Below are 22,334 nucleotides of genomic sequence, written 5' to 3'. Positions count from 1 at the left end.
GGCGCTGTGGCGAAGAAACTGGAAACCGACTTCGAGGACGCGGACGAGAGTCCCGGTCTGATGTTGTGGCGTGTCACCAATGCTTGGCAAGCCTCGATTCGCGCGGCGCTGCGACCTTTCGACCTGACCCACGTGCAGTTCGTTCTGCTCGCAGCACTGACCTGGCTGGATGCAGAGACGCCGATAACTCAACGCGGTCTTGCCGAGTACGCGCGCACCGACGCGATGATGACGTCACAGGTGATTCGGACCCTCGAATCCAAGGGGTTTGTCGAACGACGTCCACATCCGACCGATGCTCGTGCTCGCTCGCTTGCCGTCACGCCGGTGGGTGCGGCCTTGGCCGGCAGGGCGAACCGCGCGGTGGAATCTTCGGACCGGGAATTCTTCGCCGCTCTGGGGGATCGTCAGGCGGCCTTCGTCGCGATGCTCGGCGCGCTTGATCGACGGTAACAACCCTCAGTTTCGAGGAGGTTGCTCTGTAGTTCTCTGCAGCAGTGCGTATTTGGCTTCCAGTCCGTCCAGTAGGGATTCCAGCGCGAGTTCGAAACTGGCACCGTCGATTTCCGCAGCACGCTCACGCAACAGATGTGCTCGCGTGAGGTGCGGGTAACGCTCGGCGTAGATCGCAGGATCGTCCACGAATCCGCCGGAGAACGTCGCCGTCGCAGCACCCATGACCACGTACTTGACGGAAGCGCCGATCAGTGTTGCCGTGCGCTGTGGCCATCCGGCGCGCACCAGTCCGCCATGGATGGCGTTCGCGCGATCGAGGGCGATGGGCCTGACGCTCGGACCGTAGGCCAAGTAGGGAACGATATTGGGATGCTTGCCCAGGGCGGCGTGGTAGGACCGCGCCCACGTGCGTAGCGCGCCGCGCCAATCGTCGGAGTCGAAGCCGCTCACGTCGACGGACTCCATGATGACGTTCGCGACGTCGTCGAGTAACTCGTCCTTGTTGGCGTAATGGCTGTACAGCGACGGTGCCTGTACGCCGAGAACAGTGGCGAGTTTGCGCATCGAGAAGTCGGTCAAACCGTGCTCGTCCACCAGTTTCAGGGCGGTGTCCCTGATGATCGGCTTACTCAGTAGTGGAACCCGCGGTCGCGCCATCGCCCAGAACCCTTTCGTCTGAAAGTACTGGACAACCTTACACTGTGAGTTTATTATCCAATTAACCTAACAGTGTTCGGGAACGTGGAGGATCAGATGACACGGGTGTTCGAGAACAAGTCCGATCTCCTGGGGGCGGTCGGTGAAACGCTGGGCTCGAGCGAGTGGGTCGAGGTCACCCGCGAGATGGTCCATCAATTTGCCGACGCGACCGGTGACCATCAGTGGATTCACGTCGACGACGAAAGGGCAAAGCGTGAATCACCTTTCGGCGGTCCGATTGCCCACGGGTATCTGACTCTCTCGCTCCTGCCGCTTCTGTCGAAGTCCGTGTACCGCATCGATGGGGCGAAGATGGTCGTCAACTACGGGTCCGACAAGGTTCGATTCCCGAGTCCGGTGCCGGTCGGAGCCAAGGTTCGAAACACTGCAGTGCTCTCCGCGATTGAAGAGTTGCCGAACGGTTCACTACAGAGTCAGATCACCAACACCGTCGAGATCGAAGGCGTGGGCAAACCTGCCGTCGTTGCGCAGACCGTCGCGCGAATCTTGTTCTGAAATCCTGCAAGAAGAAAGCAGACTCCACATGAATCTCGAACTGACCACTGAGGAAGTTGCGTTCCGCGAGGAGATGCGAAAGTTCTTCACCACCGAATTCTCGCCCGAACTTCGAGCACGTGCAGCCGGATTCGGAAAGCTGACTCGTGAGGACATCGTTGCGGGTCAACAGATTCTGAACGCACACGGGTTGGCGGTTCCACACTGGCCGGTCGAATGGGGTGGCAAGGACTGGACTCCGGTTCAGCGCCACATCTATTCCGAGGAAATGCAGTTGGCGTCGGTACCCAACCCGTTGCCGTTCAACGTGAGCATGGTTGGGCCCGTTATCGCTGCCTTCGGTTCGCAGGAGCAGAAGGAGAAATTTCTCCCCGCTACGGCCAACGCCGATATCTGGTGGTGCCAGGGTTTTTCGGAACCAGAAGCCGGTTCGGATCTCGCTTCACTCAAGACGGCCGCTGTCCGTGACGGCGCGGATTACATCGTCAACGGTCAGAAGACGTGGACTACTCTCGCTCAGCACGCCGAGTGGATCTTCTGTCTGGTTCGCACAGATGCTAGTGCCCAGAAGCGGCAGGCCGGAATTTCGTTCTTGCTCATCGATCTGGCAACTCCCGGCATCACGGTTCGCCCCATCAAACTGATCGACGGCAGCGTCGAGGTCAACGAGGTGTTCTTCGACAACGTCCGCGTACCTGCGGAGAATCTTGTCGGCGAGGAGAACAAGGGCTGGGACTACGCCAAGTTCCTGCTCGGCAACGAACGCACGGGGGTCACACGGGTCGGGTTCTCCAAAACCCTTGTCGCCACGGCAAAAGAGAAGGCGCGGGAGGTCCGCGTCGGAAAAGGCACACTCCTCGAGGATCCGTTGTTCGCGGCTCGGTTGGCTGAGTTGGAAAACGAACTGCTTGCACTGGATCTGACTCAACTGCGAGTTGTGGCGAGTTCGGCAGACGGAAAGCCGAATCCGGCATCGTCGCTGCTCAAGCTCCGTGGCTCCGAATTGCAGCAGGCGGCAACGGAATTGCTGATGGATGTTGCGGGTCCGGACTCGTTGCCGGTGAACACGGCCGAGATCGACTCGCCGGAGTGGGCGCAGCAGGCGGCGCCGCGCTACCTGAACTACCGGAAGGTTTCCATCTACAGCGGATCAAGTGAGGTGCAGCGCTCCATCATTGCCTCCTCGATCCTCGGATTGTGAGCATCTGACATGAATTTCGAACTCGACGACGAGCAGACGATGCTTCGCGACACGACGCGTGAATTGCTCAACCGCAGCTACGACGCGGAGAAGCGCAACGCCACCTCGGCTACTGACGAGGGATGGAATGCCGCGGTGTGGAAGCAGTTCGCGGAGCTCGGGCTGCTCGGCCTGCCGTTCGCGGAGGCTGACGGCGGAATGGGCGCTGGACCGGTCGAGACCATGGTCGTGATGACCGAACTGGGCCGTGCGCTTGCACCCGAGCCGTACTTGGGTGGTGTTCTGATCCCCGGCGGTTTGATCGCGGCTGTCGGTTCGGCAGATCAGCGGGCGCGGCTCCTGCCGGCGCTCAGCGACGGGACCACTCTGTCGGCCTTCGCGCATACGGAACCCGGCACGCGCTGGCCGGTCGCCACTGTCACGACCAATGCATCGCAGGAGGGATCGGGGTGGACGATCACCGGCGTCAAGAACCCGGTTCTGCAGGGCGACAGCGCGCACGTCGTGATCGTCAGCGCCACACTTCCAGGCGGCGGCCCCGGGCTCTTCCTGGTGGATGCGGAGGGCCCAGGTGTCACACGGAGCACGTACGCCACCCACGACGGCCGTCGCGGTGCGCAGTTCACGTTCACCGATGCCGCGGCCGAACCACTTGGTGAGGGCGGCGATGTCACGGCCGCGATCGTCGAAGCAGAGGTTCGGGCGCAGGCAGCTCTGTGCGCCGAGGCGATCGGGATCATGACCGAAGCTCTGCGACTGACGACGGAATACCTGAAGCAGCGCAAGCAGTTCGGTGTTCCGCTCGCGAAGTTCCAGACGCTGACTCATCGTGCGGCCGACATGTACGTGGCGCTCGAACTGGCGAGCAGCATGAGTCTGTACGCCACCATGGCCATCGCCGACGGAGTGATCGATCCGACCATCGCGTCGCGAGCGAAGCTGTCTGTCGGTCGCGCCGCGCATCAGATCGGTCAGGAAGCAATTCAGATGCACGGTGGTATCGGTATGACAGCCGAGTATCCGGTCGGGCACTATGTCTCGCGGCTGGTGGCCATCGAACACACTTTGGGCGCATCTGACGATCACCTCAGGGTGCTGGCCGCCGGCGTCTCGAACTATTCGATGGTGAACGTCACCGAGTAGATCGGTGGTGAAGATAACGGGAGGTCACGCGCAGGTCGCGTGGCCTCCCTTGTCTGTGCGGGGGCCGACCCGCGGTATTCGCGGTCAAGTAAAATTCCTGTGATCAGTCCGAGAAGAGAAAGGGATCGAAGTGACCGCGCATACCGAGCAGCTCGAGTTCCAAGCAGAAACACGTCAGCTGCTGGATCTGATGGTTCATTCAATCTATACGAGCAAGGACAGCTTCCTTCGTGAGTTGATCTCCAACGCTTCGGACGCGCTGGACAAGCTCCGCCTCGAGTCGTACCAGGACAAAGACCTCAACGTCGACGTCTCCGATCTGCACATCGAGATCGACATCGACAAAGCGGCGCGCACCCTCACGATCCGCGACAACGGCATCGGCATGTCGCGTGACGAGGTCGTCGACCTGATCGGCACGCTCGCCAAGTCCGGCACCGCCGAGGTACGTCGTAAGCTCAAGGAAGCCAAGGATGCAGCGGCATCGGAAGAACTGATCGGTCAGTTCGGCATCGGTTTCTACTCCACGTTCATGGTCGCGGACAAGGTCACGCTGCTGACCCGCCGTGCCGGTGAAGATCACGCGACGCGCTGGGAATCGACCGGCGAAGGCACGTACACGCTCGAGCATGTGAACGAGGCGCCGCAGGGTAGCTCCGTGACCCTGCACCTGATGCCCGAGGATTCCGAGAACGGCCTGCACGACTACACGTCGGAATGGAAGATCAAGGAACTGGTCAAGAAGTACTCCGACTTCATCGCGTGGCCCATCCGCATGGATGTCGCTCGTACGTCGACGCCGGCCGAGGGCGAGGAGCCCGAGGTCACCATCGAGACCGAGACGATCAACTCGATGAAGGCGCTGTGGACTCGCTCCAAGGACGAGGTGTCCGAGGAGGAGTACAAGGAGTTCTACAAGCACGTCAGCCACGCCTGGGACGAGCCTCTCGAGGTCATCCCGATGAAGGCCGAAGGTACTTTCGAATACCAAGCGCTGCTGTTCATTCCGTCGACGGCACCGTTCGATCTGTTCATGCGTGAGCGCAAGGCCGGCATCCACCTCTACGTCAAGCGCGTCTTCATCATGGACGACTGCGAAGAGTTGGTGCCCGATTACCTGCGCTTCGTCAAGGGCGTGGTCGACGCACAAGACCTCTCGCTCAACGTCTCTCGTGAAATTCTGCAGCAGGACCGGCAGATCGCTGCCATCCGTCGTCGTCTGACCAAGAAGGTCCTCTCGACCATCAAGGACATGAAGGCGAACGAGCCCGAGAAGTACTCGACCTTCTGGACCGAGTTCGGACGCGCGCTCAAGGAAGGCCTGATGGCCGATGCCGACAACCGCAAGACGCTGCTCGACATCTCGTCCTTCGCCTCGACCAACAGCGAAGAGGGCGTGACCACTCTCGCCGAGTACGTGGAGCGTATGAAGGACGGTCAGGAACAGATCTACTTCATGACCGGCGAATCTCGTCACCTCATCGAAAGCTCCCCGCACATGGAGGCTTTCAAGGCCAAGGGCCTCGAGGTTCTCGTACTCACCGACCCCGTGGACGAGATGTGGGTCGACGCAGTCTCGGACTTCGACGGCAAGACCTTCCAGTCGATCGCCAAGGGCGAGGTCGACTTGGACACCGAGGACGAGAAGAAGGCGGCCGAAGCCGAGCGCGAAGAGAAGGAAAAGGAATTCGGCGCGCTGCTGACGTGGCTGACCGAAACCCTGTCCGACGACATCAAGGAAACGCGTCTCTCGACGCGACTGACCACGTCGGCTGCCTGCATCGTCGGCGACGCGTTCAGCATGTCTCCGACGCTCGAGAAGATGTACAAGGCTTCGGGTCAGCCTGTTCCACACAGCAAGCGCATTCTCGAGCTCAACCCGGAGCATCCGCTTGTCTCGGGTCTGCGGGAGGCGCAGGCCGCCAATGACAATGCAGAGAACCTGACGGAGACGGCTCAGTTGCTCTACGGCATGGCGTTGCTTGCCGAGGGCGGTGAACTGAGCGATCCGGCGCACTTCACGCGCCTGCTGGCCGATCGTTTGGCTCGCACAGTCTGATCTCGTCTAGCTCGCTCGAACTCCCGGCACTCACCTTCATCGGTGGGTGCCGGGAGTTTTTTCTTGATCGTTTTCTAATGAGGACCGTTTCTGTCCGCAATAACTTCTAACGTAGTTCTCACAGGGCACGAACCCACGAGCGAAGGAAAACATCATGAACGCACCGATCACCACCGTCACCGGCGAGCGCGCGGATCTCCTCCAGAGCCTGCGTCGGCATCGTGAATTCCTTCTCTTCACCGTCAAGGACCTCACCGACGAGCAGGCCGCTTCGAGGCCGACCGTGAGTGAACTGTGCCTCGGCGGATTGATCAAGCATGTGGGTCAGGCGGAAAAGGGATGGGTCGACTTCATTCTGGAAGGGCCGGCCGGACTTGGTGGGGACTTCGACCCGACCCAGTGGTCGGAAGAGATGCAACAGGAACGGGCGAACGAATTCGCCATGGTCGAGGGTGAAACCTTGGCAGGCATCGTTTCCGAGTACGAGGGGATCGCGGCCAGGACCGACGAGTTGGTGGCCTCGCTGGACAGCCTCGACATCTCGCATCCACTGCCGTCGGCGCCGTGGTTCGAAGCGGGAGCTCGCTGGTCAGCGCGGCGCGCATTGCTGCACATCATCGCCGAGACGGCCCAGCATGCGGGCCACGCGGACATGCTTCGCGAAGCCATCGACGGTTCCAAGACGATGGGTTGATGGATGGATTGATCCACCGGGATGTTTACACATCACACAAATATGTAACACTAGTGTCTATGAGCACCGAAAAGTCTGCCTTGCAACCGCCGATGCAGTGGGACGCCTGGGGCGATCCGGCCAAGAAGCGTGAACTGTCGGACGCAGTCACATCATTGTTGACCGGATTTCTCGGTGTCTCCGCACCGACTCGATCGCGTCTCGCCATCGAAGACGTCCAGGTGGCTCCGTCCGCTATGGCCCAGTCGCATGTCGAAGCGCTGTCCGGGCTGGTCGGGGCCGAGTACGTCAGTACCAAGGATTCCGATCGAATCCTTCGGGCCGGTGGCAAGAGCACCCCGGATCTGCTTCGCCGTCGTAGCGTCGAGCCGCAGGACGCACCGGACGCAGTCGTCACTCCAGGGACAGACGCAGAGGTCGAGCAGGTTCTCCGATACTGCTCTGCCAACCGGATCGCAGTGGTCCCGTTCGGTGGTGGCACCAGCGTCGTCGGCGGGCTCGATCCCATTCGTGACGGGTTCGACGCAGTTCTTTCTCTCGATCTGCGCAGGTTCGATCAGCTTGTCGGGTTGGACGAGGAATCGGGCATTGCGACGTTCGGCGGCGGAACTACCGGCCCACGGGCCGAGGAGCTTCTGCGTGAGCACGGTTTCTCGGTCGGGCACTTCCCGCAGAGCTTCCTGTTCGCCACTCTGGGCGGGTTTGCCGCCACCCGGTCTTCGGGGCAGGCGTCGGCTGGATACGGACGCTTCGAGGACATGGTCCAGGGCCTCACTGTTGTCACTCCGAGTGGTGTGATCGAGACCGGGCGTGCGCCGGCATCTGCCGCAGGCCCCGATCTGGGTGAGCTCTTTGTCGGCTCCGAGGGCACCTTCGGCGTCATCACGCACGTGCGTGTGCGGGTTCACCGTCTGCCCGAGACCACCGTGCGCGAAGGGTGGAGCTTCCCCGACTTCGCCACCGGCGCAGCCGCATTGCGTGAGCTGGTCCAGGAAGGATCGGCTCCGACAGTATTGCGGTTGTCCGACGAGGCCGAGAGTGGCGTGAATCTGGCGACCACCGACAAGATCGGCGAGAACGCCTTCACCGGTGGTTGCCTCGGCATCACTACCTACGAGGGCACCGCTTCGCACACCGCTGAACGGATGGCGGAGGCCCGCGTAATTCTCACCGCTCACGGCGGCACGTCGCTCGGTGAGGAGCCCGGAAACAGCTGGGAACACGGGCGATTCGATGCGCCGTATCTGCGTGACGCTCTGCTCGACGTCGGCGCACTGTGCGAAACCCTCGAGACGGCAACCACCTGGGGTAACCTCGCGAACCTGCGCTCCTCGGTCACCGAGGCGCTGACCAAGGCTCTCGTCGAGCAGGGGACTCAGCCGCTCGTGATGTGCCACATTTCGCACACCTACAAGACCGGTGCTTCGCTGTACTTCACCGTCGTCAGCGCGCAGACCGAGGATCCGATCGCTCAGTGGCACAAGGCGAAAACTGCCGCTGGCGATGCGATCATCGCCGCCGGTGGCACGATCACCCATCACCACGCTGTCGGCGCCGATCACCGCCCATGGATGAAGGACGAGATCGGTGAATTGGGCGCGAACATCCTTCGCGCAGTGAAGAATGCAGTGGACCCTGCCGGCATTCTCAATCCTGGAAAGCTGATTCCGTGACCGAAACCCGCAGTCAGATCGAGAAGGTTACCGTCCTGATCAATCCGATGGCGGGACATGGTCACGCGCCTGCGGCAGGACGCAAAGGTGTTGCGCGACTGCGCGCTCGGGGAGTTGCCGTCACCGAGATCATCGGAACCGACGCCGACGACGCCAAGAAATTGGCCCGTCGTGCGATCGAGGAGGGTACCGACGCGCTGGTGGTGGTCGGCGGCGACGGTGCCATCAGCATCGGACTGCAGGCTGCCGCGTTGACGGATACGCCCATTGGGCTCATCCCGGCGGGCACCGGCAACGATCACGCCCGTGAGTTCGGTATTCCCACAGGCGATCCCGAGGCAGCAGCCGATGTCATCGCAGACGGTGTCGTGCAGCAGTCAGATCTGGCGAAGATCACGCTGGCCGACGGTTCCGTCGTCTGGTCGGGAACCATCATCGCCAGCGGCTTCGACTCGCTGGTCAGTGAGCGGGCCAATCGGATGTCCTGGCCCAAGGGGCCGATGCGCTACAACCTGGCGATGCTCGCCGAGTTGGCGAAGATGAAGCCGCTGCCGTACCGGATCGAACTCGACGACGAGGTCATCACGGTGGACGCGACGCTGGTCGCTGTTGGCAACGGGCGCTCGTACGGTGGCGGCATGCTCATCACGCCAGGAGCGTCGAAGTCGGACGGGTTGCTGGATCTGACCGTCGTCGGGCACGGTTCAAGGTTGCGTCTGGTGCGCCTGTTTCCGCGGGTGTACAAGGGAACTCACGTCTCGCTCGACGCCGTGCAAACGTACCGATCCAAGAAGGTCCGGCTGGTCTCCGAAGGCATCATCGCTTACGCGGACGGTGATCGGGTGGGACCGTTGCCCATCACGATCGAGGCAGTTCCCACGGCGCTCAACATCTTGACGCACACTCGGATCTGAGTCGGTTCTGCCGGGCACTAGGTAGCGGTGGTGTCAGACTTCTCGGATGAACGAATCGACGAAGTCGGCGCACCGCCGCACTGCGTGGACGTCGGAGAAATGGCAGCTAGCCACCGACATCCCGTTGACCGCTGCGGCCTGCCTTTTCTTGGTGGCGTACGCGTACCAAGTGCTGGCGCAACCGACGGGCCTTCCACATCGTCTGACCGAATGGACGATGTGGGCTGCGTGGGTCGTTTTTGCCGTCGACTACGCAGTTCGCCTGTGGTTGGCACCTGCCCGCGGTCGCTGGTTCGTCAGGCATCTCTTGGACTTGGCGATGGTGGTGTTGCCCATGCTGCGTCCGCTGCGCCTACTTCGGTTGGTCACACTGCTTGCGATAGTTCACCGCTCGAGCGGGCAAAGCTTGCGTGGACGGGTGGTTATTTACGCCACTGGTGCCACGGCCTTGCTGATCGGTGTCGCGGCGCTGGCCATGCTCGATGCCGAGCGTCACGCGCAGGGCGCTGCCATCACGTCGTACGGAACGGCATTGTGGTGGGCGATGGAGACGGTCACGACCGTCGGTTACGGAGACATGGCGCCCGTTACCACGACCGGGCGCATGATCGCCGGAGCATTGATGATCGGCGGAATTGCGTTGCTGGGCATCGTGACTGCCACACTCGCTTCCTGGTTGGTCGAGCGCGTGGCGGAACAGGACGAGGCATCCCAGGCCGCGACGCGTAAGCAGGTGGCGGACCTGTCCGAGGAAGTCCGAGCCTTGGCCACCCGCACGCACCGAGTCGATCTCGCGTCCGTCGATACCGATTCGCTGCGTCGCGAACTGGCGTCGAGGGGAGTCGTGGCGCAGCATGCACCTTCGGACAATTGACCCGCAGTACAGCAAACAATAGAACGATGGTCTGATAATCTTGCGTGATGGTGGCGACCCACGGATTTCAGCGCGCGCGCAGGCCTGAGCAGATCGAAGCGCGTCGGTGCGCGATTCTCGATGCGGCCCGCGCGATGCTCGGGTCCAGGCCCGTCGCCGACATCAGCCTGCGTGAGCTCAGTGAGAGCGTCGGACTGGCGAAGTCCAACGTGCTTCGCTACTTCGACAGTCGCGAGGCCATCTTTCTCGAAGTGCTCGACGAGAACTGGGTAGCGTGGCTGGACGGGTTGTCCGAGTCGTTGACTCCGACCAGTGACGACTCACCGTTTGCCGCTGAAATTCATGTGGCATCCGCGGTTGCGGAATCGCTTGTCTCACAGCGGTTGCTGTGCGAGTTGATGAGCGTCATGGCCGGTGTCCTCGAAAGAAACATCTCCGTCGACTTCGCCCGTGACTTCAAGAGGCGGGCGACGGTCAACTCGGGAAGGTTTGCGTCGCTGGTTCATTCGCAACTGCCCCATCTCTCGGAGGGCGACGTCGCTCAATTCGCCAAGGTGACCCTGGTGATTGTTGCAGGCTTGTGGCCGACTGCCGAGCCTGCCGAATCCATGGTCGTCGTACTGAACGAGATGCAGGCGCCCCCTGCTGCCGACATGTTCGCAACCGGCCTACGTGAAGGTCTGATCAATCAGCTCGTCGGGCTGTCGGCGCGAGCGGCAACCCGAACGAGCTGAGCCCGTTCAGGCGCTGTGCAGCGTCAGGACGGTGATCTCGCTCGGTGCGAACACGCGGAATGGTGGACCCCAGAACCCGGTTCCGCGGCTTGTGTACAACTGCGTGCGGTCGCCGTGACGGGTGAGCCCGTGCACCGACGGTTGATCGAGTTTGACCAGAAGGTTGAACGGCCAGATCTGTCCGCCGTGGGTATGACCGGCGAGCTGCAGATCCACTCCCGCGGAAGCGGACTGAGTTACCTGCTTCGGTTGATGGGCGAGCATCAGGATCGGCAAATCGGGGTCGGTGCCGGCAAGGGCCATATCGAAGTTCGCGCCGTGACCGTCGAGCTTCGATCCCAGAGCGGTGGCGTCGTCGACTCCGGCGATGACCAGGTTGTCGCCGCCCTTGGTGACGACGAGGTGCCGGTTGTGCAGGGCATCCCAGCCGATCGAGGTCATGTAGTCGAGCCACTCCTGAGCCTCGTGGAAGTACTCGTGATTCCCGGTGACGTAGACACGAGCGAGTCTGGCTTCCACCGACGCGAGTGGGGTGGCTTGGCCGAGGCGCTGCTCCACTGTTCCGTCGGCAATGTCACCGACGTGGGCCACGATGTCGGCGTCGAGATCGTTGACTGCCGCGATCACGCGCTCGGACCACTTCTCGCGATTGATCGGCCCGAAGTGAGTGTCGGTGATCGCGACTACCCGAAGTTTGTCCATCCCCGCACCAAGGCGGGGGATGGTGACGTCGACCTGCTTGATCCGTGGCAGTCTCATGGCTTCCCGATAGCCCCAGATCAGCAGAACGGCCGAGGTGATCAGTGCCGCAACGGCGACGATCCTCGATCGAAGCGGGTCATCCACGCCGCCGACGAGCAGTCCGAGCCTCAGGACTTCACCGAGCAGGGTCCACACGAACACGACCCAGATGATTCCGAGGAGGGCGTCGCCGACCAGGCGAACTGGATCGCGGTCAGTGTGTCCGTGGCTGAGCATCATGGTGGCAGGCAGGGTGATCAGGAGGGCGGCAAATAGAACGGTGCCGAAAACTGCCACCGCTGTCGGCCAGTCCGGCCGGACGAACAAGCTCCACCACGGGTACACGAACAACAGAGCCGAGATCGACGCGACAATCGCGGATATGGCAACGATCCGCAACGGTCTGCGGCGCGGAACTCGAGCGACGTCGGTCGCCTGGGGTGTAGTCACCCCGTCCAGAGTAAAGGTCCACTGGTCTATTAACAAGGGGACGGTGGTCCGCTATCGGAATGTCGGTGTTCTCGGATAGGTTTCCGAACGTTGAAACTCGGCCAGTGATCAGGTGGGTGGCGCATGGAGAAGTACGACGTCAAGAAAGGCATACAAGGATCTCTATTCCCCCGGGCGCCGCGATTTTGCCCTCGTGACCGTCCCGCGCTTCGGCTACTTCGCCGTCGACGGTCACGGTGATCCCAACACTGCCACCGAGTACTCCGAGGCGCTCGAAGCGCTGTATTCGGTGTCCTACGCGACCAAATTCGCGAGCAAGAAGGAACTGGATCGCGACTTCGTCGTGGGCCCGCTGGAAGGGTTGTGGCGGGCAGATGACCCCGAGGTGTTCGTGACGCGGGACAAGTCGTCGTGGGATTGGACGATGATGATCTCGCAACCGGAGTGGATCACGGAGACCGAACTGTCTGCGTCGATTGACGCAGTCCGGGCCAAGGCAGTGCGGGCCAAGAAGGAGATTGCCGCTCTCGACAAGGTCAGGTTTCTCGAGTTGGAGGACGGTCTGTCCGTCCAGATTCTTCACGTCGGCTCGTACGACGACGAAGCTCCTACCCTGGACCGGCTGCACAACACGTTCATCCCGTCGAACGGCCTGAGCTTCAACGGCGATCATCACGAGATCTATCTCAGCGACGCTCGCCGTACACCGCCCGAGAAACTGAAGACGGTTCTGCGTCAGCCTGTTTCGAGGTAGCAATCAGGGCTCGAGGCCGCGCAACTTCTCGAGGTCGCGTCGCTCGCGTTTGGTCGGTCTGCCGGCGCCACGATCACGTCGCGGAATGGACGCGATCAGTTCGGGCGGTGGTGGGGGCGGCGAATTGTCCTGCAGGCAATCGGCGGCCAGCACCGCGCTGACTCGTTTCGTGATCGGCTTGACCACGACGACAATGCGTTCGATGCCGGATACACGCACCCGCACCTCGTCGCCGGCTTTCACCTGCTGAGCCGCCTTTGCCGACGTTCCATTGACCCGAACGTGTCCCGATCGGCAGGCCGTCGCCGCCTGCGAGCGTGTCTTGAACAGCCGAACCGCCCACGTCCAGCTGTCCACGCGGACACTGATCGCGTCGGAGGGGAGTTGGGCTGGCACGCACTCCAGCCTACCGACGAGTGCTCACAGACCCTGCGCGCGGATGCCCGAGTAGGCGCGCGGCGCATACCGCAGTCGTAGCGGCAGCAGATGCCAGAACCGATCTGTCAATGTCAGGAAGCGGGCGAACCAGAAGTACATCCGTTCGTCGCGCGGCGTCCATTCCCATTCAAGGGTCTTGCGTGCCTTCTCCGGCATCAGTGCCTTGCCGATCCAGTTCGCCACGGCCATCGTGGGGCGAGAGCTAAGACGCCACAGCCACGTCGGAACCTTCGGAGCCGGTGCGATGTCGTGCTCGGCGATGCGCGTCGACCATTTTGTGGTGTGGGTGTTGATCAGGTGGTTGTCGAGCATGTCTTCCCAATACGTGCGGAAGCTGACGTAGTCGTCGAAAGCCGGTCGATCGGTGAGTCCGTAACAGCGCCACCAAGTTACGGCCTCACGGACAAGTTGGTCCTTCTGCTCCGCCGTGAACTTCTTGTACGCGAATCGCTCGTTGAAATCGAGTATCACCTCGAAGAACGTGACGTGTGTCCACCAGAAAGTGTCAGGAGCGAGGGCGTGGTAGCGCCCGCCGGTTTCGTCGATTCCTTTGAGATCGGTGTGGAAGTTGCGAACGAGCGTGCCTGTGCCCTCTTCGGTCCGGTCGTACACGACGCCGTAGATGGGCGGCAGTGAGCGGAACAGGCGGTCGAGCGGGTTGTCGAAAAAATTCGAATGGTCCTGCAGCGCTCCACTTACCGCGGGATGCATGTTCTGCAGCGTGCCTGCGCGTCCGAGATACAGCAGACCGCGAACGTCGCCGAAGTGTGTCCACGTCAGGGAACCGGGGCCGATCGGATCTGCTCGCAGGGCCCGGGGCGCTGGCAGTTCCCGGGGCTTCGGCCGACGAGTACCTGTGTCCGCATCGCTGCTCATCTGGTTGACCCTCCGCCTGCGTTCATGTGACAACGGTTGTTGTCAAATGATGACTTTTGCTGCGCCGCGCGAATTTGTCAATGGATTCGGCTAGATCTGCCCGAAAACAACTCCGGCCCCTCACCTGCAACAGGTGAGGGGCCGGAAGAGTGAAGCGGTCAGACTCAGGCGTATTCGTAGAAGCCGCGACCGGTCTTCTTGCCGAGGCGACCGGCGTCGACCATGCGGCGAAGCAGCGCCGGCGGAGCGTAGTGCGGTTCTGCGAATTCCGCGTACAGGGACTCTGCCGCTGCGAGGGCAATGTCGAGACCGACGGTGTCGAGCAGCGTCAGCGGGCCCATCGGGTAGCCGCAGCCGCCCTTCATGGCCTCGTCGATGTCTTCTGCTGTGGCGTAGCCGGATTCGAGCATCCGGACAGCCTGGCACAGGTACGGGATGAGCAGAGCGTTGACGATGAAGCCCGAACGGTCGCCCGCGCGAACCGTCTTCTTGCGCAAGGTGTTCTTGGCGTAGTCGGTGACGGCGAGAACGGTCTCTTCGGACGTCGTCAGGCTGACCACGATCTCCACGAGCGGCATGACCGGCACGGGGTTGAAGAAGTGAACGCCGACAACCTGGCCGGGGCGCGAGGTGGCCTTGGCGATCTTGATGACGGGGATCGACGAGGTGTTGGTCGCCAGAATGCCTGCAGGCTTGACGATCTTGTCGAGCTTGCCGAAGATCTCGTACTTGAGAGCTTCGATCTCGGGAGCAGCTTCGATCACCAGATCGCGATCGGCGAACTCTTCCATGTCCAAGGTGACGCGGACGCGTGCGATCGCGGCGTCGGCTTCTTCCTGGGTGATCTTGCCCTTGGCGACGCCGCGGTTGATCGACTTGGCGATCCGTTCGCGAGCAGCGGCGGCAAATTCTTCTTTGGTTTCGAGCACCAGTACCGAGCTACCGGCTTTTGCACAAACTTCGGCAATGCCGGCACCCATGGTGCCGCCGCCGATTACGCCTACGAGTTCCACAATTCTCCTCAAAATTAGGGGCAAGCCCCTGTGCGCCGTTCCGGTAGTCAGAACTACCAGAAAGGCGCACAGGGGCGCGAAGTGCCTTACTTCAACAGCGCACGCGACATCACGACGCGCTGAATCTGGTTGGTGCCTTCGTAGATCTGCGTGATCTTGGCGTCGCGCATCATGCGCTCGACCGGGAAGTCGGTGGTGTAGCCGGCGCCACCGAACAGCTGCACGGCGTCGGTGGTGACCTCCATGGCAACGTCCGAAGCGAAGCACTTCGCCGCAGCGGAGATGAAGCCGAGGTTCTTCTCGCCGCGCTCGGCGCGTGCTGCGGAGGTGTAAACCATCAGACGTGCGGCTTCGACCTTCATCGCCATGTCCGCGAGCATGAACTGAACAGCCTGGAAGTCGCTGATGGACTTGCCGAACTGCTTGCGATCCTTGGTGTATGCCAGAGCCGCGTCGAGTGCGCCCTGGGCCAGGCCGACAGCCTGAGCACCGATGGTGGGACGCGTGTGGTCGAGGGTCTCGAGTGCCGTCTTGAAGCCGGTGCCCGGTTCGCCGATGATGCGGTCGCCGGGGATGCGGCAGTTCTCGAAGTACAGCTCAGCGGTGGGGGAGCCCTTGATGCCGAGCTTCTTTTCCTTCGGTCCGACGACAAAGCCCTCGTCGTCCTTGTGGACCATGAAGGAGGAGATGCCGTTTGCGCCCTTGTCGGGATCGGTGACAGCCATGACGGTGTACCAGGTGGACTTGCCGCCGTTGGTGATCCAGCACTTGGAGCCGTTGAGGATCCAGTCGTCGCCGTCAGCCTTTGCGCGGGTACGCATCGAAGCGGCGTCGGATCCGGCTTCACGCTCGGACAGTGCGTACGACGCCATTCCGCCGTTGACGAGGTCTGGGAGCACCTTGGACTTGAGCTCTTCGGAACCCTTGAGGATCAGGCCCATGGTGCCGAGCTTGTTCACAGCGGGGATCAGCGAGGAGGAGCCACAGACGCGGGCGACTTCCTCGATGACGATGCAGGTGGCGACGGAATCGGCGCCCTGGCCGTCGTAAGCCTCGGGAACGTGGATGGCGTTGAAGCCCGACGCGTTGAGAGCGGTGAGCGCTTCCTCGGGGAAACGTGCGTTCTCGTCGACGTCCTTGGCGTACGGCGCGATTTCCTTCTCGGAGAGTCCGCGGATAGCAGCCCGCAGTTCGTCGTGCTCTTCGTTCAGTGCGAAGAGATTGAAATCCGGGTTTCCTGCCATGGGAACGCTCCTTGGTGAAGGTGGCTTGAAGGCGGTCGGTGCGGCTCCGGCGTTACCAGCGAGATTCGCGGACAGACCGGTGCCCATGACCCCAGTCAAACACGGCACTGAGTGCCAGGTCAAGGGATGGGTGTGTGAAGTTTCGGTGCACGAGCAGTGTCAGCCGAGTTGTTCGTGGATTTTTCTGCTGATCTCATCAGCGGACGTGCCCGGGGGAAAGGCTACTACCAGCACGGACTTCGATTCTGGCGTGCTGGTCTTGGACCCGGGTGCCACGCCGTACGTCCGCCGAACGTCGAGCAATGCCTGACTTAGTGCGTCAGCTGTGGCGTCCTCGTCGCCTTTGATCATGCTTCGCAAGAGGTAGTTGTGGCACGCGGTGACAGCTGCGGCAAAACCGACAACCTCGAGGACAGGTTCGCGGGGCACAGCGCTGCGCAGGTAGTCGACGAAGAGGCGCTCGTAGCGGAATCCGGTGACGAGTTCGCGGTCGCGAAGAGCCGGAACATGCTGTACGACGCGGTATCGCCGCATCGACAGGTCTCGGTTCCTGCGGAAGAAATCGAAGACCAGTCCCGCGGCCTCGCACACGGACGCCCAGGGGTCGGCGGAATCGGACGCGAGGAACTCTGCGACGTGTTCGAGGAGGGACTCGTGATCGGCGAAGATCACGTCTTCCTTGGAGCGGAACTGCCGGAAGAACGTCCGACGCGACACGCCGGCGGCAGCGGCGATCTGCTCGACGGTGGTGGCTTCGTACCCGTTCTCCGAGAACAACCGGATCGCTTGAGACGCGACGTGTACCCGAAACTGTGCGGGGTCAGTTCCGGGTACATCGGAGCGCTCGGTCATGGATGCAAGTATCCAGGTTTCGTCGGCGTCAGTTGTCGGCGCGTAGCTGGAACTTGAGAACCTTGCCGGTGGGGGTGCGAGGAAGGTCGAGCGGGAAGACGATGTCGCGGGGAACCTTGTACCCGGCCAGCAAAGTGCGGGTGTGCTCGACGATGTCTTCGGCGGATGCCTGTAATCCCTTGCCCAGCACCACGAATGCCTTCGGGCGCTCGCCCCACTTCTCGTCCGGAACGCCGACGACTGCCACGTCGATCACCGCGGGGTGACTCATGATCGCCTGCTCGACCTCGACGGTGGAGATGTTCTCGCCGCCGGAGATGATGATGTCCTTCGCGCGGTCCTTGAGCTGGATGTATCCGTCGGGATGCATGACGCCGAGGTCGCCGGAATGGAACCAACCACCGGCAAATGCTTCGGCTGTCGCGGCCTCGTCGCGGTAGTACCCGAGCATCACGTTGTTGCCGCGGAGCACGATCTCACCCATGGTCTGGCCGTCGGCGGGGACGTCGTTCATCTCGGCATCGACAACGCGAGCATTTTCGGCCTGCACCATGCCGACTCCCTGACGCGAGAGAAGTGCGGCGCGCTCGGACTGCGGCTTGTCGTCCCAGGCTTCCTGGTATTCGCAGATCGTGTAGGGGCCGTACACCTCGGTGAGGCCGTAGACGTGAACCACGGTGACACCGATGTCTTCGAGTTTTCCGATGATCGTCGGTGACGGGGGAGCGCCGGCGGTGGTGATGCGCAAGGCGTCGACCTTGTGGGCCTGGTCTGCGTCGGCGATGGTGGAGCAGACGGTAGGAGCGCCGCACAGATGTGTCACGCCCAGATTGTCGATGGCGTCCCAGATCGCATCGGCGCGGACCGCGCGCAGGCAGATATGTGTGCCCGCGGCCTGAGTGACGGCCCACGGCGTGCACCACCCGTTGCAGTGGAACATCGGCAGTGTCCACAGATACTTCGTCGCTCCGTCGAAGCCGTTGTGGAATGTCTCGCCGAGCGAGTTCAGGTACGCCCCGCGGTGGGAGTACATGACGCCCTTGGGTTTTCCGGTGGTACCCGAGGTGTAGTTGATGGCGATGCACTGCTGCTCGTCGTCGACGCCCCAGTGCAGTGGCTGATCGGAGAGAGCTTCGCCTTCGGCAATCAGATCGGCGTACTGCCCGGTGACGATTCCGGTGGGAACGTCCGGATAGGGGACGGTGGAGTCCGGGATCTCGACGATCTCACGCAGGCTCCCCACGTTTGCCTTGGACGAGGTGACCGAACCGACGAATTCGGAGTCCACGAACAGGATCGTGGTTCCCGAGTGATCGAGAATGTATTCGAGTTCGGGACCGGCGAGGCGTGAGTTCAGGGCGATCAGGACCCCGCCGGCGAGGGGGACGGCAAAATGCGCGAACAGCATCTCGGGTACGTTCGGCGCCAGGTATGCAACGCGGTCACCGGGCTGAATGCGTTCACGCAGGACGCGGGCCAGAGCCGCGACCTCGTCACCGAACTCTCGGTACGAGTAGGTCCGGTCGCCGTGAACGACGGCGGTGCGCTCGGGGAACACCGCGGCGCTGCGCTCGAGAAAGCGCAGCGGACTGAGCGGGGTGTTGTTGGCTGCAACAGCTGTCGGGACAGACACGGTTCCTCCGAAGGCGACGTGGCACGGTTGGTGTCACGATAAGTGTGATCGGCACTACAAATGGCCTGGATGCACGCTATTGCCCAGCCAAAGGTGCCGCTACCCTCTGAATTGGGTACGTGGAGGTGAGAGTGAGCAGGGTACTGAGACCGAGCGACGACGACGCGTTGCGCGCCGAACTGCGTCGGCTGCACCCCAAAACCGAGTTGCCGGTTCTGTTCGGCGGCTGCGTCAGCGACCGGTCGCTGACCATCACCGGTCACGTCGGCACGCGCAGCAACATCCTGCGAAACCTCCGGATCGACGCCGAATGCGGACTCGGCGGTCGGGCGATCGCAGAACAACGACCGGGCGCGGTCCAGGACTACGCGAACTCGTCGCACATCACTCACGACTACGACTATGAAGTGGGTACCGAAGCGATTGAATCCTTGATGGCAGTCCCCATCGTCGTACGCGGGGTTACTCGCGGAGCGATCTACGGAGGACTGCGTGCCAACCTGCCGATCGGCGACGTGATCGCAGAGACGATGATGCGATCGTCGTACGCGTTGGCCCGAGAATTCGAGATTCGCGACGAAGTGGATCGTCGGGTGGCGATGCTCGATACCGCTGCGGTGGAACATGGTTCGAACCGCGATGCCCAGATATCCGAAGGGTTGACCGAGAGCGTCCTGGCGCTCGGCGAGATCGCGGCGAACCTCGAGGACATGGCTCTCAGCGCGCAGGTCCTCGCGGTCGAGGCAAAGTTGCGGGCGTTGGCGTCGCCGAAACCTTCCGCGAACACTCCAGTCGCGAACACCGTTGTCCTGTCGCCACGCGAGCGGGAGGTGATGGGGTACGTCGCTCTCGGACTGCGCAATGCCGAGATCGCCGAGAGGTTGTCCCTGAGCGTCGAAACGATCAAGACGTACATGAGGAATCTGATGGGAAAACTCGACGTCCGCAGTCGTCACGAAGCGGTCGTGGAAGCGCGGCGGCAAGGTTTGATTCTGTGAGGGCTTGATTCTCTGATCGGTCCCGCCAAGCGGAATTTCGGAACTGCGTCGCCACTCCGGTTGATATGACGGACCTCACTATCGGCAGAGTTCGACACGAGTGATGAGGGCATCGATGCAGGATTTGTTCGACAACAACGACATGACCGGCCTGGCCGAAGCGATCAAGAGCGGCGACGTCTCCGCCAAGGAAGTCCTCGAGTTCAGTCTGGACAGGCTCGACGAGCGCAACCCGGCAGTCAACGCGGTGATCAGTGAGCGCCGAGAGGAAGCGCGCAACGAGGTATCAGGCGGCCTGCCGGATGGTCCACTGCAGGGCGTCCCGTTCGTGATCAAAGACCTCGGCATGGACGTCGCAGGATTGCCGAGCACCAATGGATCTCGATTGTTCGCCGACGCTGTGGCAGAAAAAGATTCGACGCTCGTCGAGCGCTACCGCCAGGCTGGTCTGGTTGTCATCGGCAAGACGAACACCCCGGAGTTCGGCAAGAACGCGAGTACCGAACCTGCGCTGTTCGGACCCACCCGTAACCCTTACGCCCTTGATCGTTCGCCCGGCGGATCTTCGGGTGGCACGGCTGTAGCTGTTGCCGTCGGGATCGTGCCAGGCGGGCATGCCAGCGACGGTGGTGGATCGATCCGTATTCCCGCATCGGCCTGCGGCCTGGTAGGCCTCAAGCCGAGCCGAGGACGTACTCCGACGGCACCGGCGCGCACGCTCTTCTCGTCGCCGATGAGTGTTCATCACGCGCTCACCCGAAGTGTCCGCGACACTGCGCTGCTTCTCGATCTGTCCGCCGGGCCGACAGTGGGCGATCCTTACGTGATCCTGGCGCCGAAGCGGCCGTACATCGAGGAAGTGGGTGCCGATCCCGGACGGTTGCGGATCGGTCTGAGTAACGCTCTTCCTGACGGCACACCGGTGGACCCGGAGTGCTCGGCCGTCGCGACCGGTGTTGCCGGCCTGCTCGAAGAACTCGGTCACGATGTCACCGAGAGTGCCCCGAACTTTCCGCTCGATGCGCTCACTGCCGGGCTTTCGGTGTTGATGGGCATTCCGATGACGATCGAGGTCGACGAACGACTCGACGCCCTGAACCGCGCGATCCGCGACGACGACCTCGAGCCGATGGCGCGGATGATCTACGACCGCGCGAAGTCCGAAAGTGCGACGAACGTTGTCAAGGCATTGCAGGAACTCGAGCGGGCCGCCCAGGTGATCGGTGCGTTCTTCGTCGATCACGACCTGTTGCTGACTCCGACGATGGCTCGGCCGGCAGCTCCGCTCGGTCTGCTCGATACGGCGAATCCTATGTCGATCTGGGAGCATTCGGCCGGGTACAGCGGCTTGACCAGTCCGTTCAACAGTTCAGGTCAGCCGGCGATTTCCTTGCCGATGGGTCATGACTCGGCCGGCGTTCCGATCGGCGTGCAGTTGGTCGGCGCGTTCGGCCGTGAAGATCTGCTGATTCAGGTTGCGTCGCAGCTCGAAACAGCCCGTCCGTGGTCCATTGCGCCGGTGTGGCCGCCGGTCCCGGCGTAGCGCGCGGTCGTCCGAGCCGGGGAGGACGTCAGGCGATGATGCGAATCGGCCACTGGCCGTTCACATCTGCCACGTCCCTCCCTTGGCTGAGAAGGTACTCGGCGAAATCGCGTTGCCGCTCTGCGTGCCAATCGGCTTGATCGACCATGAGATCGAGCCCCAGGATGTCGGGGAACCGCACGGCCAACTCGCGGGCCAACGCTGCCGCAGCTTTGGCATCGGCCTCGGCTTCGTGCGCCGACTCCAATGAAATTCCGTAGTGCTCGCACACGGCCGCAAGCGTTCGCTTGCCCTTGCGGAACGTATCCATCGCCCGATCGATCACGTACGGATCGATCACCAACCCCGGAACGAATGCAGGCTTGCCGATGCGCAGACCCTCGGCATGCATGACCGTCAGATCATAGGAGGCATTGAACGCCACGACGGCGTGATCGCGCGCCCAGGAATTGTGCAGAGCCTCGCGAATCTCTTCGTAGCCCTCGGAATAATCCTGGCCGTGTTGCGCCGCGAACTCGGTGCTGATGCCGTGAACAGCCGAGGCGCCGGCGGGGATGTCGACGCCGGGATCGAGTAGCCACGTGCGTGTTTCGACACTCGAACCGTCGATCACCGCGACGCAGGCACTGACGATACGAGCGGTCGACGGATCCCGCCCCGTGGTCTCGAGGTCGAACGCGCAGATCGGGCGATCGGACCAGCTACTCATCGGGGGCCTTTCGGTGCAGAACGTCATGTCCGAATCACTATGCACCCCCCTACCGACACAAACGACGAACAGCCACCTCCGGGGTGAAGGTGGAGGTGGCTGCTGCGTGACTGTGTGACG

21 protein-coding genes and 1 pseudogene are annotated in these 22,334 nt (G+C 62.3%); 13 read left to right on the top strand and 9 right to left on the bottom strand.

Features of this window, described 5'->3' with window-relative positions:
* The first annotated feature begins 6 nt into the window (after positions 1-6).
* On the top strand, positions 7-453 hold the full coding sequence (locus ATN38_RS07305) for a MarR family winged helix-turn-helix transcriptional regulator (protein ID WP_003940281.1): 447 nt from the start codon (positions 7-9) through the stop codon (positions 451-453).
* Between the two features lie 6 nt (positions 454-459).
* On the opposite strand, the gene ATN38_RS07300 is transcribed toward ATN38_RS07305, so the two are convergent.
* Positions 460-1,113, bottom strand: a complete 654-nt coding sequence (locus ATN38_RS07300) for a TetR/AcrR family transcriptional regulator (protein WP_007731342.1) — start codon at positions 1,111-1,113, stop codon at positions 460-462.
* Positions 1,114-1,209: 96 nt separating this feature from the next.
* Between ATN38_RS07300 and ATN38_RS07295 the strand changes: the two genes are divergently transcribed.
* The 9 genes from ATN38_RS07295 to ATN38_RS07255 all read left to right on the top strand — a co-directional run bounded on the left by ATN38_RS07295 (position 1,210) and on the right by ATN38_RS07255 (position 10,963).
* Complete coding sequence (locus ATN38_RS07295; protein ID WP_007731344.1) at positions 1,210-1,671, top strand: MaoC family dehydratase; 462 nt, start codon at positions 1,210-1,212, stop codon at positions 1,669-1,671.
* Between the two features lie 28 nt (positions 1,672-1,699).
* Positions 1,700-2,872: an acyl-CoA dehydrogenase family protein gene (locus ATN38_RS07290; protein WP_042452771.1), complete on the top strand. Its 1,173-nt coding sequence runs from the start codon at positions 1,700-1,702 to the stop codon at positions 2,870-2,872.
* Positions 2,873-2,881: 9 nt separating this feature from the next.
* Positions 2,882-4,015 carry an acyl-CoA dehydrogenase family protein gene (locus ATN38_RS07285; protein WP_218747764.1) on the top strand — a complete coding sequence of 378 codons (1,134 nt, stop codon included), beginning with the start codon at positions 2,882-2,884 and terminating at the stop codon, positions 4,013-4,015.
* 130 nt (positions 4,016-4,145) lie between these two features.
* Positions 4,146-6,074: a molecular chaperone HtpG gene (gene htpG / locus ATN38_RS07280; RefSeq protein ID WP_218747763.1), complete on the top strand. Its 1,929-nt coding sequence runs from the start codon at positions 4,146-4,148 to the stop codon at positions 6,072-6,074.
* 154 nt (positions 6,075-6,228) lie between these two features.
* Positions 6,229-6,768, top strand: a complete 540-nt coding sequence (locus ATN38_RS07275) for a DinB family protein (RefSeq protein WP_030535159.1) — start codon at positions 6,229-6,231, stop codon at positions 6,766-6,768.
* Between the two features lie 92 nt (positions 6,769-6,860).
* The gene (locus ATN38_RS07270; protein ID WP_218748014.1) at positions 6,861-8,441 is read left to right on the top strand and encodes an FAD-binding oxidoreductase; all 1,581 of its coding nucleotides are present in this window, start codon (positions 6,861-6,863) and stop codon (positions 8,439-8,441) included.
* On the top strand, positions 8,438-9,355 hold the full coding sequence (locus tag ATN38_RS07265) for a diacylglycerol kinase (RefSeq protein WP_007731349.1): 918 nt from the start codon (positions 8,438-8,440) through the stop codon (positions 9,353-9,355). The genes ATN38_RS07270 and ATN38_RS07265 overlap by 4 nt, the downstream gene beginning before the upstream one ends.
* Before the next feature lie 46 nt (positions 9,356-9,401).
* Positions 9,402-10,229, top strand: coding sequence for a potassium channel family protein (locus tag ATN38_RS07260; protein WP_007731350.1), 828 nt, complete (start codon positions 9,402-9,404; stop codon positions 10,227-10,229).
* A gap of 47 nt (positions 10,230-10,276) precedes the next feature.
* A complete protein-coding gene (locus ATN38_RS07255) occupies positions 10,277-10,963 on the top strand; it encodes a TetR/AcrR family transcriptional regulator (RefSeq protein WP_073512528.1) in 687 nt (228 codons plus the stop codon).
* Between the two features lie 6 nt (positions 10,964-10,969).
* On the opposite strand, the gene ATN38_RS07250 is transcribed toward ATN38_RS07255, so the two are convergent.
* A complete protein-coding gene (locus ATN38_RS07250; RefSeq protein WP_218747762.1) occupies positions 10,970-12,154 on the bottom strand; it encodes a metallophosphoesterase in 1,185 nt (394 codons plus the stop codon).
* A gap of 123 nt (positions 12,155-12,277) precedes the next feature.
* Between ATN38_RS07250 and ATN38_RS07245 the strand changes: the two are divergent.
* Positions 12,278-12,908: pseudogene (locus ATN38_RS07245) on the top strand (GyrI-like domain-containing protein).
* Positions 12,909-12,911: 3 nt separating this feature from the next.
* Here ATN38_RS07245 and ATN38_RS07240 read toward each other — a convergent pair.
* From ATN38_RS07240 to ATN38_RS07215, 6 genes are all read right to left on the bottom strand, one after another.
* A complete protein-coding gene (locus tag ATN38_RS07240; RefSeq protein WP_029256216.1) occupies positions 12,912-13,304 on the bottom strand; it encodes an RNA-binding S4 domain-containing protein in 393 nt (130 codons plus the stop codon).
* A gap of 24 nt (positions 13,305-13,328) precedes the next feature.
* Entirely contained in the window at positions 13,329-14,222 is an 894-nt protein-coding gene (locus ATN38_RS07235) for an oxygenase MpaB family protein (RefSeq protein WP_065351385.1), read from the bottom strand.
* 164 nt (positions 14,223-14,386) lie between these two features.
* Positions 14,387-15,235 (bottom strand): 3-hydroxybutyryl-CoA dehydrogenase, encoded by an 849-nt coding sequence (locus ATN38_RS07230; RefSeq protein ID WP_003940434.1) that lies wholly within the window; start codon positions 15,233-15,235, stop codon positions 14,387-14,389.
* An 86-nt stretch (positions 15,236-15,321) separates the two neighbouring features.
* Positions 15,322-16,479 (bottom strand): acyl-CoA dehydrogenase, encoded by a 1,158-nt coding sequence (locus ATN38_RS07225; protein WP_003939784.1) that lies wholly within the window; start codon positions 16,477-16,479, stop codon positions 15,322-15,324.
* A gap of 159 nt (positions 16,480-16,638) precedes the next feature.
* Positions 16,639-17,331 (bottom strand): TetR family transcriptional regulator, encoded by a 693-nt coding sequence (locus tag ATN38_RS07220; RefSeq protein ID WP_003939674.1) that lies wholly within the window; start codon positions 17,329-17,331, stop codon positions 16,639-16,641.
* A gap of 28 nt (positions 17,332-17,359) precedes the next feature.
* On the bottom strand, positions 17,360-18,964 hold the full coding sequence (locus tag ATN38_RS07215; protein ID WP_030535166.1) for an acyl--CoA ligase family protein: 1,605 nt from the start codon (positions 18,962-18,964) through the stop codon (positions 17,360-17,362).
* 131 nt (positions 18,965-19,095) lie between these two features.
* On the opposite strand from ATN38_RS07215, the gene ATN38_RS07210 reads away from it, so the two are divergent.
* Complete coding sequence (locus ATN38_RS07210; RefSeq protein ID WP_030535167.1) at positions 19,096-19,962, top strand: response regulator transcription factor; 867 nt, start codon at positions 19,096-19,098, stop codon at positions 19,960-19,962.
* 115 nt (positions 19,963-20,077) lie between these two features.
* The gene (locus ATN38_RS07205) at positions 20,078-21,505 is read left to right on the top strand and encodes an amidase (RefSeq protein WP_003940167.1); all 1,428 of its coding nucleotides are present in this window, start codon (positions 20,078-20,080) and stop codon (positions 21,503-21,505) included.
* 28 nt (positions 21,506-21,533) lie between these two features.
* Here ATN38_RS07205 and ATN38_RS07200 read toward each other — a convergent pair whose 3' ends face one another.
* Entirely contained in the window at positions 21,534-22,214 is a 681-nt protein-coding gene (locus tag ATN38_RS07200) for a 3'-5' exonuclease (protein WP_003940028.1), read from the bottom strand.
* Positions 22,215-22,334 lie beyond the last annotated feature (120 nt).

Source organism: Rhodococcus sp. FH8 (assembly GCF_019266085.1).
GTDB classification, from domain to species: domain Bacteria; phylum Actinomycetota; class Actinomycetes; order Mycobacteriales; family Mycobacteriaceae; genus Rhodococcus_F; species Rhodococcus_F qingshengii.
Note: the sequence above shows the minus strand (reverse complement) of the source record. Positions and strands in the feature narration are given on the sequence as shown.